The 14,548-nt window shown below is 75.3% G+C and carries 16 protein-coding genes and 2 pseudogenes; 4 read left to right on the plus strand and 14 right to left on the minus strand.

The window, feature by feature from the left end:
• From ACFP3V_RS23310 to ACFP3V_RS23370, 13 genes and pseudogenes are all read right to left on the minus strand, one after another.
• Positions 1 to 421: pseudogene (locus ACFP3V_RS23310) on the minus strand (hypothetical protein); the annotation flags it as partial.
• On the minus strand, positions 421 to 840 hold the full coding sequence (locus ACFP3V_RS23315) for a hypothetical protein (RefSeq protein ID WP_380586764.1): 420 nt from the start codon (positions 838 to 840) through the stop codon (positions 421 to 423). The pseudogene ACFP3V_RS23310 and the gene ACFP3V_RS23315, both read right to left, overlap by 1 nt.
• 188 nt (positions 841 to 1,028) lie before the next feature.
• On the minus strand, positions 1,029 to 1,514 hold the full coding sequence (locus tag ACFP3V_RS23320; RefSeq protein ID WP_380586767.1) for a TadE/TadG family type IV pilus assembly protein: 486 nt from the start codon (positions 1,512 to 1,514) through the stop codon (positions 1,029 to 1,031).
• Positions 1,511 to 1,870, minus strand: coding sequence for a TadE/TadG family type IV pilus assembly protein (locus tag ACFP3V_RS23325; RefSeq protein ID WP_380586770.1), 360 nt, complete (start codon positions 1,868 to 1,870; stop codon positions 1,511 to 1,513). Before ACFP3V_RS23325 ends, ACFP3V_RS23320 begins: the two co-directional genes overlap by 4 nt.
• Positions 1,871 to 2,016: 146 nt before the next feature.
• Positions 2,017 to 2,259 carry a hypothetical protein gene (locus tag ACFP3V_RS23330; protein WP_380586772.1) on the minus strand — a complete coding sequence of 81 codons (243 nt, stop codon included), beginning with the start codon at positions 2,257 to 2,259 and terminating at the stop codon, positions 2,017 to 2,019.
• 5 nt (positions 2,260 to 2,264) lie between these two features.
• A complete protein-coding gene (locus tag ACFP3V_RS23335; protein WP_380586775.1) occupies positions 2,265 to 3,152 on the minus strand; it encodes a hypothetical protein in 888 nt (295 codons plus the stop codon).
• Positions 3,149 to 4,051 carry a type II secretion system F family protein gene (locus tag ACFP3V_RS23340; RefSeq protein WP_380586777.1) on the minus strand — a complete coding sequence of 301 codons (903 nt, stop codon included), beginning with the start codon at positions 4,049 to 4,051 and terminating at the stop codon, positions 3,149 to 3,151. Before ACFP3V_RS23340 ends, ACFP3V_RS23335 begins: the two co-directional genes overlap by 4 nt.
• Complete coding sequence (locus ACFP3V_RS23345; protein WP_380586780.1) at positions 4,048 to 5,493, minus strand: CpaF family protein; 1,446 nt, start codon at positions 5,491 to 5,493, stop codon at positions 4,048 to 4,050. Before ACFP3V_RS23345 ends, ACFP3V_RS23340 begins: the two co-directional genes overlap by 4 nt.
• Positions 5,483 to 7,351, minus strand: coding sequence for a hypothetical protein (locus ACFP3V_RS23350; protein WP_380586783.1), 1,869 nt, complete (start codon positions 7,349 to 7,351; stop codon positions 5,483 to 5,485). Before ACFP3V_RS23350 ends, ACFP3V_RS23345 begins: the two co-directional genes overlap by 11 nt.
• On the minus strand, positions 7,348 to 8,040 hold the full coding sequence (locus ACFP3V_RS23355; protein ID WP_380586785.1) for an SAF domain-containing protein: 693 nt from the start codon (positions 8,038 to 8,040) through the stop codon (positions 7,348 to 7,350). Before ACFP3V_RS23355 ends, ACFP3V_RS23350 begins: the two co-directional genes overlap by 4 nt.
• Before the next feature lie 224 nt (positions 8,041 to 8,264).
• Positions 8,265 to 9,167: an ATP-binding protein gene (locus tag ACFP3V_RS23360; protein WP_380586787.1), complete on the minus strand. Its 903-nt coding sequence runs from the start codon at positions 9,165 to 9,167 to the stop codon at positions 8,265 to 8,267.
• A 35-nt stretch (positions 9,168 to 9,202) separates the two neighbouring features.
• Positions 9,203 to 9,787, minus strand: coding sequence for a hypothetical protein (locus ACFP3V_RS23365; RefSeq protein WP_380586789.1), 585 nt, complete (start codon positions 9,785 to 9,787; stop codon positions 9,203 to 9,205).
• Between the two features lie 115 nt (positions 9,788 to 9,902).
• Positions 9,903 to 10,664 (minus strand): hypothetical protein, encoded by a 762-nt coding sequence (locus ACFP3V_RS23370; RefSeq protein WP_380586790.1) that lies wholly within the window; start codon positions 10,662 to 10,664, stop codon positions 9,903 to 9,905.
• Positions 10,665 to 10,803: 139 nt separating this feature from the next.
• Between ACFP3V_RS23370 and ACFP3V_RS23375 the strand changes: the two genes are divergently transcribed.
• Together ACFP3V_RS23375 and ACFP3V_RS23380 are read left to right on the plus strand one after the other, a co-directional pair.
• Complete coding sequence (locus ACFP3V_RS23375) at positions 10,804 to 11,256, plus strand: MaoC family dehydratase (RefSeq protein ID WP_380586792.1); 453 nt, start codon at positions 10,804 to 10,806, stop codon at positions 11,254 to 11,256.
• 107 nt (positions 11,257 to 11,363) lie between these two features.
• The gene (locus tag ACFP3V_RS23380; RefSeq protein ID WP_380586794.1) at positions 11,364 to 12,536 is read left to right on the plus strand and encodes an MBL fold metallo-hydrolase; all 1,173 of its coding nucleotides are present in this window, start codon (positions 11,364 to 11,366) and stop codon (positions 12,534 to 12,536) included.
• On the opposite strand, the gene ACFP3V_RS23385 is transcribed toward ACFP3V_RS23380, so the two are convergent.
• Complete coding sequence (locus tag ACFP3V_RS23385) at positions 12,508 to 13,281, minus strand: class I SAM-dependent methyltransferase (RefSeq protein ID WP_380586795.1); 774 nt, start codon at positions 13,279 to 13,281, stop codon at positions 12,508 to 12,510. The genes ACFP3V_RS23380 and ACFP3V_RS23385 overlap by 29 nt on opposite strands.
• Positions 13,282 to 13,361: 80 nt before the next feature.
• On the opposite strand from ACFP3V_RS23385, the gene ACFP3V_RS23390 reads away from it, so the two are divergent.
• Positions 13,362 to 14,252, plus strand: a complete 891-nt coding sequence (locus tag ACFP3V_RS23390) for an acyl-CoA thioesterase (RefSeq protein ID WP_380586798.1) — start codon at positions 13,362 to 13,364, stop codon at positions 14,250 to 14,252.
• A 92-nt stretch (positions 14,253 to 14,344) separates the two neighbouring features.
• Positions 14,345 to 14,548 (plus strand): annotated as a pseudogene (locus ACFP3V_RS23395) (hypothetical protein); the annotation flags it as partial.

Raw genomic sequence — 14,548 nt, forward strand, 5'->3', positions numbered from 1 at the left:
CGACGGCCCGCGGCGCGACCGCTGCCGGGACGGCGGCCGGGGTGGCCGCCAAAGCGCCCGCCGCCGAGGGCAGCACGGCCAGCACCGCGCCGACGAGTCCGCCGGCGAGGCGCTGGCTCCACCCCAGCGCCGGCAGCCGTCGCGGCACGCGCCCGCGCAGCTGAGCCGGGATCTCGACGACGACGGACAGCGCGAACGCCGCCCACGCCGCCCAGCCGACCACGACCAGCGCCCACAGGAAGAGGTTTCCGTTGTCCGGGCTGGTCAGCATCTGCCAGAAGCCGCCCAGCGGACCGGGCGGTGCCTGTCTGCCGACGGCGATCGTGCCGAGGGCGAGCACTCCGGGCAGGCCCAGCAGCAGTGCCGCCAGTGTGACGAGTGCTCCGGCAGCCCGGAGCAGGGAGACCAGTTGACGCAGCATCAGTTCCCCCTGGGAGCCGTGACGCCGTGGACGACCTGGGCGGAGCCGCTGCCCTGCACGTCGAGCGTACCGATGCCGATCAGGCCGAGCAGCAGCGTGTGGTAGGTCGAGGTGAGATGGACGGAGACGGTGGTGTCCGTGACCTCGGTGGTCACGTCCTGGGTGTTGCCGACCAGGTCCAGGTAGGTGTGGACGGCGCTCGTCGCCGCGCCGTGGTCGAGCACATAGCCCTGGCCGGCCAGCAGCCGGCCCCGGTCGATCTGCTGGCCTCCGGCCCGGGCGGCCTCCTGCGCCACCGCGTCGGCGCGCTCGATGGCCAGCAGCCGCCCGCCGCCGTCCAGCACCAGACCGCTGAGCGCGAGCAGGGTGAGCGCGCACACGGCGACGAACAGCGACAGCGCGCCCTCGTCCCGACGCACCGCTCCGAGCGTCGGCGTCCGACGCCTCGCCGGCCCGGGCGCCGGCGACACGCGCAGCACCGGCCCGAGCGCCGACCACCGACGTCCCGCCGGGCCGGGCACCGTCGGGCCGGGCGCTGTCGGCCCGGGCGCCGTCGGGCCGGGCGCCGACGGGCGACGGGCCGTCAGACGCCGCACCGCGAGGGCGCTCAGCGCTGGCGGTAGCTGTCGACCACGGAGGTGAACTCCGCCGTCACCGGCACCGAGCCGGGCAGACCCGCGAAGAGCAGGTCGTGCAGAGGCACCCGGCACTCCAACCGCACCGTGACCCAGCCCATCTCGCCGCCCGCCGGCGCGAAGTGCGCCGGATCGAGTGCGGGCACCGTGACCGGTCCCTCGCATGACACCCCCTCTGTCGTCAATGTCTGTGCCACCGCCTGGTCGGCGGCGTTCTGCGCCTGCTGCAGCGTGCGGCTCAGCGAGGCGGCGCGTGCGGCGCTGCGCGCCGCCTCGTCCACCACGCCGCGGCTGGACTGCACCCGCCCGGCCGCGAGGACGAACAGCAGGAACAGCAGCAGGGCCGGGACCAGGACCGCCGCCTCCAGGGCGATCCCGCCGCCGTCCCGGCGCCGCACCCGCTCGGCCTGCCTGGCCCGCTGGGTCCCCTCCGGCCGCTGCCTCCCCCGGAGCCTCATGGCTGCCCCACTGGAACGAACTGCTCGACCGGCAGCCGGACTTGGGCGCGGACCTGGTAGCCGCCCCAGAGGGGCACCAGTGAGCGGGCGGTGAAGGACACCGTGGCGACCATCTGGTCCCCGTCCCGGGTGACGTCGATCATCCGGTGCGTGCCCGTGCCGCCGATTCGGTCGAGGAAGGCCTTAGCGGCGGCCGGGCCCGCCCCCTCCGGAGCCTGGTAGGCACGGGCAGCCTCGCCGGCCTCCCGGGCCGCGCTCTCGGCGACCTGCTGGTCGTACCAGACGAGCGATCCCTGGACGACCAGCAGCACCAGCAGCAGCACCGCCGGGAAGACCATCGCCAGGCTGAGCGACATGGCTCCCCGGTCACCGTCGACCGCCGCGCCCGCGCCGCCCGGCACCGCTCCTGCGCGCGCTGCACCTCCGCGCGGTGCCCGCAGTTCTCCTCCGTGCGGCCCGGCGGCGAGCCGTACGCCCCCGGGCCGCGCACCCACCCGCCGGATCACTTGCCGCTGCCACCGCCGCCGGTTCCCGTGTTGGGCGCCTGAATCTGGCCGGCCTGCTGCTGCACCAGCGTCTTGATGGCCACCACGACCAGGCCGGCGGCGAACAGCAGCGCGATCACCAGCAGGGCCATCTCTATGCTGAGCGCTCCCCGGTCGCCCTCACGGAAGGCGGCGCGGGCGCGATAGGCCCGGTGGCGGACCAAATGGCCGACGTGGCCGAACATCACGAGCACGGTCATCTCCATCAACCTCCGTGGAACATCTGGAAGACCGCCGGAAAGGCGATCAGCAGGGTCATCAGGGTCACGAGCACCGAGCCGGGCACGACCATGCGCTCGCTGTCGACGTTGGCGCGGGCCAGCTCCTCGGTGAGCAGTTCGGCCCGGAGGTTGCGGGCGCGGGCCCGCAGCGTGGTGTAGACGGCGGCGCCGTCGCTGCCGGAGAGACGCATGATGTCGGCGAGGTCCTGCAGCGGCAGCAGCCCCAGCTCCTCGGCGAGGTCGTCCAGGCCCGCCCACGGCGGCCGCCGGTCCAGCACCGCCCGCTCGAGGGCGGCGGCTATGCGCCGGAAGGCCGTGCCGCGGCCGATCGAGGCCGCCCGCAGCAGGGCTTCGGCCGGCCCGGCGTCGGACGCCCGCTCCAGGGCGACGAGTTCGTAGTAGGCGGCGATGCTGTGCAGGTACTCGGCCGTGGCCTCCTTCGCCTCGCCGCGCAGCAGCACGTCCGGCACGAACCAGAAGGCCGCCGCGCAGGCCAGCGAGGCGAGCGCGGGCAGCGTCCAGCCGAGCTGCCAGCCGAGCAGCCGGGCCATCACCACCGTGTACGGCGCGGCGACCAGGCCGATCAGGGCGAAGACCAGCTTGTAGGCCATGAAGCGGCTGGCCGTCCGGCCCACCAGGGCCAACTGCCGTTTGGGCAGCCGGACCCAGGACAGGACCGCGAGCCGCGCCCCCAGCCGGTCCAGCGGACGCTCCGCCCCGGCGTCCGCCGCGGCAGCCGCGGACGCATCGGGGGGACGGTGCAGCCGGTCCAAGGCGCTCGCCAACTCCGGTGGTGCGGGCCGCAGTTCGGACGCGAGCAGGGCGAGCCCGCCGCCGAGCAGCCCGCCCACCAGCACCAGCCACGTGATCATTCCTGCGCCTCCCCCGCGTCGGTCTCCTCCGCCTCGGCCTTCCCGGTGCGGCTGCGCCGGTCGGGCTCGAGAAAGCGCGGCACCGGCTGATGGCTCGCCAGCTTCCTCATCCACCAGACGATTCCGACGAAGGCTCCCGCTGCAACGGCAAGCACGAGTTCACCCGAAGGAGTGCGGTAGGGGGCGGTGTAGCCGGGGTTGAGCAGGCCGGCGACGACCACGCCGAGGATGATCAGCACCATCCAGCGCACGGTGGCCCGGTGCTTGGCCCGGTCGGCCTCGATGGTGCGCCGCTGGCGGACCTCCTCCCGCACCGACTCCGCCAGGTCGGTCAGCGCCCGGGCCAGCCCCGGCCCCCGGTCGGCGGCCCGCAGCAGCAGGGCGGCGATCAGCTTGTCCGCGGTGGCGTCGTGCAGTTCGTCGCCGAAGGCGCGCAGCGCGTCGGCCGGGGTCCAGCGCGCCTGCAGCCGGCCCACCAGGTCCGTGATCTCGCGCTCCAGGTGGGCGGGCGCGGTCCGCAGACTGCCGGTGATCGCCTGCTCCAGGCCGACGCCGAGCAGCAGCACGTCCGCGAGCCGCTGGGTCCACTCGGACAGCGCCTCCAACTTGTCGATCCTCCGGGTGTCCGGCCGGGTCGCGGCGACCAGCCAGGGGACGCCGAAGACCAGCGCGGGGACCAGCAGGGCGCCGAGCGGGACCCCGGTCAGCAGCCAGACCAGCGCGGCCCCCGCCGCCGACACGGCCAGTTCGACCCGGTGCGCCGCCGCCCAGCGGGCGGCTCGTGACGGACCCTCAGGAACCTCCGGCGCCTCGCTGCCGCGCAGGAACACGACGAAGGCGGCCAGGCCACCGGTGAGGGCGACCCCGGAGAGCACGGAGAGCAGCAGCGCCGCCGTCATCGGCTCGACCCTCCCTGCCTGCGCACGGGCACGGCGCCGGGGACACCTCGCGGCACCGGAACGCCGCCCGCGGGCCCGCCCGGAGCGCCGCCGTGGACCCGCAGGTGCAGCGGAGCGCCCCAGGTCCCGTAGGGGTTGCCGAGCAGCGCCGCGTCGAAGCCCGCCCGGCGCAGGTCGTCCAGGCAGGCGGGCGGGGTCTGCGGCACGGCCCGGGGCTCGCTGCCGTCGGGAGCCGGCCCGAAGACCGTGTTCAGCGCGGGCCGCCCGCTCTCGCCGAGCCCGGCGACCTCCAGGACGTGCGAGACGAAGCGGTGGCGGCGGCCGCCCACCGGCGTCTCGTCGATCATCGTGACGTGGACGATGAAGTCCAGCGCGTTGGCCGTCAGCCGGTAGGCGAGGGCGTCGGTCATCTGCGAGCCGTACTCCAGGCAGAGTTCGGCGATGCGGTCCACGACCATGTGCGGGGTGCGGGCGTGCAGGGTGCACATGGAGCCGCCCTCGCCGTTCGTCATCACCCGCAGCATCGGGACGACCTCCGCCGAGCGCACCTCGCCGACGATGATCCGGGACAGCGTCATCCGCAGGGCGGCGGGGATCAGTTCACCGATCGTCAACTCGCCCGCGGCACGGCCGTCCACGCGCTCGCCGTTGCCCTCGCGCGCCTCCATGGGGACCACCTGGCGCAGTTGGCCGAGTTCGTGCAGCCAGAGCTCGAACTCCGTCTCCAGGGTGCCGATCCGCTCCTCGGGCGGGATCTCGGCGGCCATCGCGCGCAGCAGGCTCGTCTTGCCGACGCCCTGGGTGCCCGTGATCATCACGTTCTTGCGCGCGCGGATCGCGGAGGCGAGGAAGGCGGCGAGAGTGCTGTCCACGCTGCCCATGGCGACCAGGTCGCCGAGCGTCGCCTTGGCGACGCGGTGGCGGCGGATCGCCACGTAGGGGCGCGGAGTGACCCCGGTCAGCGCCTGCAGCCGCATGCCGCCCTCCAGGCGGAGGGCGAGGGTGGGGCTGGAGGTGGACAGGCTGCGTTCGCCGCCGCCGTGACGACGGGCCAGGTCCTGCAGCAGTTCGACGAGTTCCTCGTCGCTGTCGGCGACCGGCGGGACCTGACGCAGGGGCTGGTGCGCGCGTGAGACCCAGACGTCGTCGCAGCCGTTGACGAGGATGTTCTCGATCTCCGGGTCGTCCAGGTACGGCTGCAGCCGACCTGCTCGGAAGAGCAGGTCGTAGACGGTGTCGGCGAGTTCGCGGTCCTGCTCGCGGGTGGGCGAGACGCCGTGCGCGACGGCGTACGCGTCGGACCACCGGGCCACCGCGTCCGCGATCAGTGCGCGCCCGCGCTGACGCCGCGTGGCCTCGTCCACGGCGGCGGCGCCCTGCTCGTAGAGGTCGGCGGCGACCTGGCGCTTCAACTCCCGTGCGACGTCGGCATCAACGGCCATCGCGCAGCTCCCCCTCGTCGTCCCGGTCCAACGCCAGCCCCAGCGCCCCAGCGGCGGTGAACCCTCGTGCGGGGTCCTCACCGGGGAACTGCCCTGGCGGCGCGGGGTTCGGCACCGGCGGCGGCGCGAGGCGGTAGTCGGCCGCCCCGGCCGCCCACCCTCCGGCCCCGGCCGGGTCTCCCGCCCCCGTGGGGACGGGCGGGAGTGCTTGGGGCCTCGTGTCCCACCCGGCCGGCACGGCAGTTGACGTGCCGTCATCGGGCGGAGCGCCGACCCCGAACCCCGGCGGGGGCAGAGGACGATCGTCCGCCTCCCAGGCACCACCGGGCCCCGGTGCACCGGGCGAGGTCCCGCAGGACGCCCAGCCGCCCTCCGACCCGAACTCCGGCAACGGGCCCGGCTGTGCCACCGTCGGCGGAACGGAAACCCCCGCGTCCGACGCCGACGCTTGCCTCGCGGCACCACCCGGCTGCCCACTTGCCGAGGCGGCAGCCGCTGCGGCGGAGCCGGGCGAGCGGCCGCCCGCAGTCCAGGCGGACGGGGCCACCGCATCGGGACTGGCAGCCGTGCCCAGCAGGGGCGCAGTTGGGACTGTCAGGGCCGTCGACGCCGTCGGGGCGACCGGGGCTTCAGCCGGTGTGGCGGATCCGGGCAGGCCGTCGGCCACCACCCACGCAGGAGGCGAGGCTGCATCCGGGCCAGCGCTCGTGCCCGGCCGAGGCGCACGCGGGGCTGCCCAGTCCACCGGCGCAGCCGATGCGGCAGAGCCCGGCGAGCGGCCATCCTCCCTCCACGCGGACGGGGCCGCCGCATCCGGGCGGGCGCTCGTGCCCGGCAGAGGCGCACTCGGGGCTGCCCAGTCCACCGACGCAGCCGATGCGGCAGAGCCCGGCGAGCGGCCATCCTCCCTCCTCGCGGACGGGGCCGCCGCATCCGAGCGGGCGCTCGTACCCAGCTGGGGCGCCGCGTCAGCAACACCGATCCCGGGCACCGCCGGGGCTGTCGCATGCGGCGCGGAGCGTGGCAGCGGGGGCACCGGGGCGGGGACCGGGCCGCGGGCGGTCGGAGGGGGTGCCAGGCGGGTGTGGCGGCGGGAAGCCAGGAGGTGGACCTGGTCGGCCGCCGAGCGGGCCGAGCGGAGCAGCTCGGAGCGGTGCAGGCGACGGTCCGTCAGGTCGCCGCCGTCGGAGAGGATCCGGGCTTCACGGGGGGCATGGGGCAGCAGGCCGAGCACCGGGAGGTTCAACGTCCGGGAGATCTCCGCCGTCGCGTACGGGCCCTCCTGGACCAGCAGCAGGCCCAGCGCGTCCGAGCCGGTCCCCCGGGCGTCCAGGTCGGCGCGCAGCGCCTCCGCGCGGGGGCGGGTGGCGCTGATGCCGCGCAGCGTGCAGCGGGTGACGGCCAGCACCACGTCCGCCCGGCGGGCCAGCACCGCGGAGGGGCCGAAGGCCCCGCCCCGGCCCAGATCCACGATCACGTCGCAGTCGCCGTCGGCGAGTTCGCGGCAGACCCGGGCCAGCGGCTCCCAGGTGTAGGCGAGCGCCGCGGCCTGCGCCGGGTCCGTCAGGCCGGGCAGCAGCAGCCGCTCCGGGCCGCCCTCGGGCCCGAGGTCGACGAGCTGCTCGCCGAGCGACTCCGCCAGCCGGCCCCGGCGGTCGGCGACCGCGAGCCGGTGCAGGCCGCGGTCGGCCTCCACCTGCCCCTGCAGCGCGCCGGCCAGCACGGCTCCGCCGTCGGGGTCGCACTCCACCAGCAGCACCCGACGCCCGGGCTGCACCGGCCAGCCCAGCAGCAGGGCCAGGGCGGCGGTGGTCACCCCCGGAGCGCCGGGGCCGCCGGACAGCGCCAGCAAGGTCATCCGCTGCTCCTCGCTGCCAGCAGCAGGGCGAAGTCGCCGCCGGCGGCCAGGTCGGCCACGGCCTGCCCCTTCGCGGCAGGGACCGCCAGGTCCACCACGCGGGAACCGTCCGTCGCCGCGTCGCCGAGGTCCACGACCCGCGCGGTGATGGACGTGAGCGCGGGCGCGCCCGCGCTGCCGCCGCCCGAACCACCGCCGGAGGAACCGCCGTTGCCCGCCGAGGGCGTGTAGACCAGCACCACCCACGTCCCCGCCGTCAACGGCCGGGCCGGCAGCTGGCTGCGCTTGGCGGCCACGCCGACGACCTGCTCGCCGTTCCCGACCAGCGGCTCGTTGCTCAGCTCACTGGCTGTCAGCAGCGTTCCCTGCTTGAGGTCGGTGGTGGCGCGCATGCCGACGACCTTGCTGTCGGCGGAGAGCGCCTTGAGCGAGGGGTCGAGGGAGATCCGGACCTGGACCAGGTCGGCGGGCTCGACCTGCTGTCCGGCCGGGACGTCCCGGGCCAGGGCGAGCACGGCGACGCGCTGACCCGTCGTCAGGTAGAGCGCGGCGCCGCCGAGTCCGCCGGAGGCGACGAGGGCGACGGCGAGCGCGAGCACGGCCGGTCTGCGCCTGCGCCGCTGCGGGACGCGCGCCGCGCCGGTCACGGCGCGCGCTGCGGTCAGCGTGGGGGACGCGGGTTTCTCCACCGTGCTCCTGCCTCCTGGTCGTGCCTGCCCTGGTGCCGGTCGTGGGTGCGGATCGTCGTCGTGGCCGGGGGTGCGGATCGTCGTCGTGGTCGGGGATCCGGGTCGTGGTCGTGGGTGCGGGTCCTGGTCGCGGCGCTCCGGCCGGTCGGGCCCGACGTCGGACGCTGACGCGGTCGGTGGATCTCAGTGGCTTCAAGCGGCTTCTCAGTGGTCCTCAGTGGTCCTCAGTGGTTGAGGACCTGCAACTCCTCGACGGTCAGCCCGGTGGCCTGCCCCAGGACCGGGTCCATGTCGAAGTCGCCCGCCGCGCCGTCACTCGAGGTCCAGTGGACATGCCAGGCGACGGTCGCGTCGATCTGGTACTGCTGCCCGGGGACGCCGGCCGAGGGGCGGGTGTAGCGGTAGCCGCAGTCAGGTGACGGCCTGGCCGCCTGGTCGGCGCTGTAGGGCGTGCCCGCGCCCGCGCAGTGGACGACTGCGCCGTCGCCCATCTGCCAGTCCACGCCGCTCGTCCACACCTGCGCGGTGACGGACAGGCCCGGCACGGCGGCCGTGACGGTCAGCGGATGGTCCCGGTCGGCGTAGCTGTCCGGGGTCTGCCTGAGCCAGAGCCAGACGTCCGCGCCGACCACCGCCGAGTGCGCGGCGTCGGGGGCGGTGGCCGGTTGCGAGGGCTGCAACTTCAGCTTGGCGACGGCGAGATGGGCCAGTTCGCCGGGGGTGACCTTCGGCCCCGGGTCCGGTGGAGCGGCGCGCCAGACCGCGGCGACGCCGTTGCCGCCCTGGAGCGGGCAGGTGCGGATGTAGACGGCGCCGTCGGTGACCGGATGGCCCTGCCAGGCCGGATCGCCCGCCGGCGGCTGGGGTTGGGCGACGCTGTAGTAGCAGCCGTCGGAGGAGTCGAGGACGCCGACGCCGGGGAGGTAGCAGGGGACGATCTGGCCGCCGTACCGGCAGGCGTTGCCGCCCCCGCCGCTCCCGCCGCCACCTCCTGTGCTGCTGCCGGGACTTGCGCCGGTGCCCACGGTGACGCAGACCCAGGAGTTGTCGCAGGACCCGACCGGCGGGGTGTCCGCGCCAGCCCTCGGGGCGGCGCCGAACAGCGACAGCACGAACAGCAGCGCCACCGTCGGCAGTGCCGCCGCGCTCCGCGACCGCCGCCTCAACACGGCTGGTCCGTGTGCCGGGTGACGCTGTCGATCAGCCAGACGCCGTTCAGCCTGCGGGCGGTGGCCTGCACCACGTACCGGGACGGCGCGGTGCCGGACGCGGCCCCGGTCTGCTTCCACGCGGAGACGTCCAGGCAGTCCGTGAGGGTGGCGCGGTCGGTGCCGGTGGCGGTGACCCGCGGGCTGCTGCGGGGGGCGCCCGTCATCCTCCGGCCGCTGCGGTGCAGTCGCAGCACGTTGGCGTAACTGTCGCTCAGCGCGGCGCCGGTGGCGTAGGTGCTGAGCCCGGCCCCCTGGGCGTCGGCCGCGGCGTAGGCCTTGACCTGGGCGGCCCAGTAGCCCTGGTAGGCACGCAGGACGAGTTGCGCGGCCCGGCCGTCCACCGCCTGCACCGGGGCGACGGCCGCCTGGCTGGGCGTCGGCTCGGCGCTGGGCCGGCCGTCGAGGGTCTGCACACCGGAAGTGCCGTCGGCACAGCCTGCCAGCAGCGCGGCCAGCAGCGCGGCCAGCAGGGCGGCCACGCCGAGCGCGGACACCGGACGGGCTGTCAGCTTGCCTGCGGAGTAGGCCCGTTGCATAAATCCCCCCTCGCCGCTCGGGTCACCCTTGGGGCGTTGACCAGCACACTATTCCGCCTTGCGGGGTCTGTCCCCGGTCTGGCCGAAAATACGCCAGGAATTAATAGTGATCATGTCAAGTCGTGGGCAACCCGGGACGGCTCCGCGGCCCCAACACCCCTCGCAGCGCGGCACGGTTGCGCAGCAGCAGCCTGCTCTCCGGCGGCGGTCCGACCCAGCGCGCGCCGGGGGCGTCGGCCCGGTCGAGGGCGGGCTGGAGCGCGTACGGGTCGAGCGCGGCCGGAGCGCCGGGAACGCCCTGCTCCAGCGCGTCGGCCAGGAGCGCTGCGAAACCGCCCGCGCTCCCGCCGCTCTCCGCGCGCCCCCGACGCGAGGACTCCTGCCGCACCAAGCGCCCCCAGGCGGGAAGTTGCCGGCGCAGCTCCTCCGGCTGCCAGTCCTGCCAGACCGCCGAGTCGGCCACCGCGTCCAGCACCAGCAGGCGTTCCGCCTGGCCGCTGTGGGCCATCGCGCTGACGACCCACTCGCAGGGCAGCCCGCGTGAGGCCGCGTTCTCGCGCAGGCTTCCCGCGGTGACCACCACCGGGCGCCGCCGCCGCGGATCCCAGGCGAGCTGACCCGCGAGGTAGACGACGAGCAGCCGCCCGCCCCGACCCGCGGCCTGCTTGAGGGCGGCATGCAGGGCGTTGGCGTCGGCCGCGGGATCGACGGCGGTCACCCGGCAGCGGCCGGGCCCGGCGTCGAGCATGGCCGCCGCCACGGCGCGACCGAAGCGCTGCGCCCCTGCCGCCGCCCCCAACGACCCGGCGAAGGCCCGCTCCTCCGGGCACTCCGCTCCCAGCAGCACCAACTCCACCGCGCTGTCCACGAGCCACACCACCCCCTCCTGGCGAGGGTGGCCTTCCCGAGTCCTTCACCAGGGAAACCCTTCTTCTCCGCGTCTCGCCCGGACCGCCGGTGGCGCGTGAGTTCCGTCACCTCGAAGTGACCGACCGGTAGCGGTAGCCTCCGGCACCATGACGACCTACGCATCCCTCGCCGACCTCGCCGCCGCGGTCGGGACCGAACTCGGCACCAGCGAGTGGCACACGATCGACCAGCACCAGGTCGACCTCTTCGCCGAGGCCACCGGTGACCACCAGTGGATCCACGTCGACCCCGAGCGCGCCAAGTCGGGCCCCTTCGGCGGCACCATCGCCCACGGCTACCTGACCCTGTCGCTGATCCCGGTGCTCGCCGTCCAGTGCTACCAGGTCGAGGGCATCCGCATGGCCGTCAACTACGGCTCCAACAAGGTGCGGTTCCCATCGCCGGTGCCGGTCGGCTCCCAGGTCCGGGCCACCGCGGAGCTGGTGGAGACCGAGGAGGTCCCCGGCGGGCTGCAGGCCGTGGTCCGCTTCACCATCAGCGGCCGCGACGGCGGCAAGCCGCACTGCGTCGCGGAGACGATCACCCGCTTCTACGCCTGATCCGCTCCGCCGGACCTTCAGGTCCCGGACCGGGCGCCCCGGTTCCGGGACCGCATCCGGAGCAACAGCCCCGGGCACGTCCCTGAGCTGCGGGTTATGTTGCCAAGGTGTCGACGGACTCGTGGTTCTCCCGTATCCCGCAGCTGCGGGCCCCGGTCTCCTTCGGAGCCCGGCCCACCGGCGAGCGACTGGCCCGCGTCCGGCGCTCGCCGCAGTTCTCCGCCGGTGCGCTGCGCAATCCGGTGCCGACCCGGCGGTTCGCCCCCGGCGCCCCGCTCGGTCTGCTCCGGGACGCGCTCAGCCCCGACCGCTACCGCCGCCGCCCGGTCGCGGCGGTACCGGTGCACCGGCTCACCCCGGCGCAGCTGGCGCAGCCGCCCGCCACCGGGCTGCGGCTCACCTGGCTCGGCCATGCCACCGTCCTCGCGGAGATCGGCGCCTCGCGGGTGCTGTTCGACCCGGTGTGGGGTGAGCGCTGCTCCCCGTTCGCCGCCTTCGGGCCGCGGCGGCTGCACCCCAACCCGATCCCCCTGGCCGAGCTGGGGCCGGTCGACCTCGTCGTCGTCTCCCACGACCACTACGACCACCTCGACCTGCCCACGGTGCGTCAGCTGGCGCGCACCGGCGCGCAGTTCGCCGTACCCCTCGGCGTCGGGGCGCACCTGGAGCGCTGGCAGGTGGCCGCCGGGCAGATCACCGAGCTCGACTGGCACGAGTCCGCCGAACTGGCCGGCCTCGAGGTGACGGCGGTGCCGGCCCGTCACTACTGCAGCCGCGGGCCCCGGCTGAGCGCCTGTCAGCTCTGGGCCTCCTGGGTCGTGGCCGGTCCCGCGCACCGGCTGTACCACAGCGGCGACACCGGCTGGTTCCCCGGCTTCTCGGCCATCGGCGCGCAGTACGGCCCCTTCGACGCCACCCTGATGCAGATCGGCGCGTACAGCCGCTGGTGGCCCGACGTGCACCTGACGCCGGAACAGGGCGTCCACGCCCACCAGGAGCTGGGCGGCGAACTGCTGCTGCCGGTCCACTGGGCCACCTTCGACCTGGCGCCGCACCCCTGGGAGGAGCCGGTCGAGCGCACGCTCGCCGCCGCCCGCGCCGCGGGCGTGACGGTCGCGGTGCCGCGCCCCGGCGTGCCCTTCGAACCGGCGGCCCCGCCGGCGTTGCGGCTGTGGTGGCGTGCCGTCGCCGCGCAGCCGCGCGCGGGGGCGCCGGACGTCCGGCAGCCGCTGGCCGACAGCGGACGGACCGTCAGCGAAGGCGCAGCGCCTGGAGTGTGAACACCGGGTCGGGCCGCTTGCGGTCCTGGTCCGGCAGCCCGGCGAGCCGGGCGAGCAGGTCCTCCCGCACCTCCGGGGCCAGCCGCTGCGACCAGAACTGGTAGTGGCCCAGCCGGATCTTCTCCGCCACCTGCGCGGGCGACCGCCCGCGGCCCGGCGCCGGGAACCGGCTCCCTCCGGCCGGCTCGAGGCCCAGCCCGGCGGCGGTGGCGAGGACGCGGGGCAGGTGGTCCTGCTCCTCGGCGGCGACGGAGTTGGCCGTGCCGTCCACAAGGCGGGGCTGGAGGTCTCCGAGCACCTCGTCGATATCGCTGCCCACGTCGTGCGCCGCGTCCTTGTCGACCGTACACACCAGCACGCCGCCGGGACGCAGGACCCGGGCGAACTCCCGCAGCAGCGGGGAGGAGTCGGGGACCAGGTGGAGCAGCCAGACGCAGCTGACGGCGTCGAAGCAGCCGTCGCGGAACGGCAGCCGCCCGGCGTCGGCGAGCACCGCGCGGCCCGGGAGCCGCTGCGCTCCGAGCGCGAGCATCCCGGGGGAGCGGTCGGCGACCACGACCCGGCGGCCGGGGACGGCGGCGAGCCTGCGGCTGATGATCCCGGTCCCGCCGCCGACGTCGAGCAGGTCCTTGACCCCGTCGGGCAGCAGCTCCTCGATCGCGGCCGCCGCCCGCTCGGCCCTGGGCTCCCCGCCGCGCGTCTCGTCGTAGAGCCGCGCCTCCTTCTCCCACGAGAACTCCGTCATGTCGATCAAGAATGCCCCTACCGCGGACGGCGGGGAAGTCCCCTGTGCCGGCCACCGGTGACGTCTGCAACCATGTGCAGGTGACCGATCAGACCCCGCAGCCCGTCGCGATCAAGGACTTCGCCGATCTCCTCCATCTCGACGAGATCGAGCTCAACCTGTTCCGCGGCTGGTGCCACGCCGGAGCGCCGCTGCGCGCCTTCGGCGGCCAGGTCGCCGCCCAGGCACTGGTCGCGGCCGGGCGGACCGTCGCCCCGGACCGCCATGTGCACTCGCTGCACAGCTACTTCATGCGCCCCGGCGACCCGCGCCGCCCCCTGCTCTACCAGGTGGAGCGGCTGCGGGACGGCCGGAGCTACAGCACCCGGCGGGTCACCGCGATCCAGCGCGGCGAGATCGTCTTCAGCCTGTCCGCCTCCTTCAAGCGGCCGGAGCCGGACGAGCGGATCGAGCGCCAGCAGTCCATGCCGGAGCTGCCCGGCCCCGAGGGCCTGCCCGCCCCCTACGCCGCCTGGTCCGCCCAGGACCCGGAGAGCTACTGGGCCACCACCGCCCAGCGGACCCTGGACATGCGCATCGTGCCGACCGCCAGCCCCGGGCTCCCGGTCGACGAGCTGGGCGCCAGCAGGCAGTACGTGTGGGTCAAGTCCGCCACCCAGCTGCCCGCGGACGAACCCCTGCTCCAGGTCTGCGCGCTGGCCTACCTCTCCGACCTCACCCTCGCCTCCACCGCCGCCCTGCACCTGCAGCCCCCGCGGGCCGAGCGCACCGAGCGGACCCCGCTGGTGCTGGCCTCACTCGACCACGCCATGTGGTTCCACCGCCCCTTCCGCGCCGACGACTGGCTGCTGTTCGTCCAGCGCAGCCCCTCCGCGGCGGACGGACGCGGACTCGCCCAGGGCGACTTCTACACGCGCGACGGGCTGCTCATCGCCACGGTCATGCAGGAGGCGCTGATCCGGCTGCGCTGAGGCGGCGACGAAGAGGATCGCGCCGCGTTGAACCGCGGCGGGGCGGAGGGCGTAGAAGGACCGTCGGATCCCACAGACCGTCAGGAGCCTTCATGGAGACCACCCGTCGCACCGTCCTCGCCGGAACCGGCGCCCTCGGCGTCGCCGCCGCCCTCACCGCCTGCGGTTCGTCCGCGTCCTCGGGCGGGTCCTCGGCCGCGGGCACGACCGCGCCCCAGTCCTCGTCGGCGCCCTCCGCCCCCGCGGGCTCGGCCTCGGCCTCCGGTGCGGGCGGCACCGCGCTCGGCGCGGGGGGC

Origin of the sequence: Streptacidiphilus monticola (assembly GCF_042658505.1) — a bacterium.
Taxonomy (GTDB): Bacteria; Actinomycetota; Actinomycetes; order Streptomycetales; family Streptomycetaceae; genus Streptacidiphilus; species Streptacidiphilus monticola.

Coding starts and splice junctions, on each gene's coding strand:
- ACFP3V_RS23375 (WP_380586792.1), top strand. CDS start 10,804: ATGACGACCTACGCATCCCTCGCCGACCTCGCCGCCGCGGTCGGGACC.
- ACFP3V_RS23320 (WP_380586767.1), bottom strand. CDS start 1,514: ATGAGGCTCCGGGGGAGGCAGCGGCCGGAGGGGACCCAGCGGGCCAGG.
- ACFP3V_RS23340 (WP_380586777.1), bottom strand. CDS start 4,051: ATGACGGCGGCGCTGCTGCTCTCCGTGCTCTCCGGGGTCGCCCTCACC.
- ACFP3V_RS23335 (WP_380586775.1), bottom strand. CDS start 3,152: ATGATCACGTGGCTGGTGCTGGTGGGCGGGCTGCTCGGCGGCGGGCTC.
- ACFP3V_RS23365 (WP_380586789.1), bottom strand. CDS start 9,787: ATGCAACGGGCCTACTCCGCAGGCAAGCTGACAGCCCGTCCGGTGTCC.
- ACFP3V_RS23330 (WP_380586772.1), bottom strand. CDS start 2,259: ATGACCGTGCTCGTGATGTTCGGCCACGTCGGCCATTTGGTCCGCCAC.
- ACFP3V_RS23325 (WP_380586770.1), bottom strand. CDS start 1,870: ATGTCGCTCAGCCTGGCGATGGTCTTCCCGGCGGTGCTGCTGCTGGTG.
- ACFP3V_RS23350 (WP_380586783.1), bottom strand. CDS start 7,351: ATGACCTTGCTGGCGCTGTCCGGCGGCCCCGGCGCTCCGGGGGTGACC.
- ACFP3V_RS23345 (WP_380586780.1), bottom strand. CDS start 5,493: ATGGCCGTTGATGCCGACGTCGCACGGGAGTTGAAGCGCCAGGTCGCC.
- ACFP3V_RS23385 (WP_380586795.1), bottom strand. CDS start 13,281: ATGACGGAGTTCTCGTGGGAGAAGGAGGCGCGGCTCTACGACGAGACG.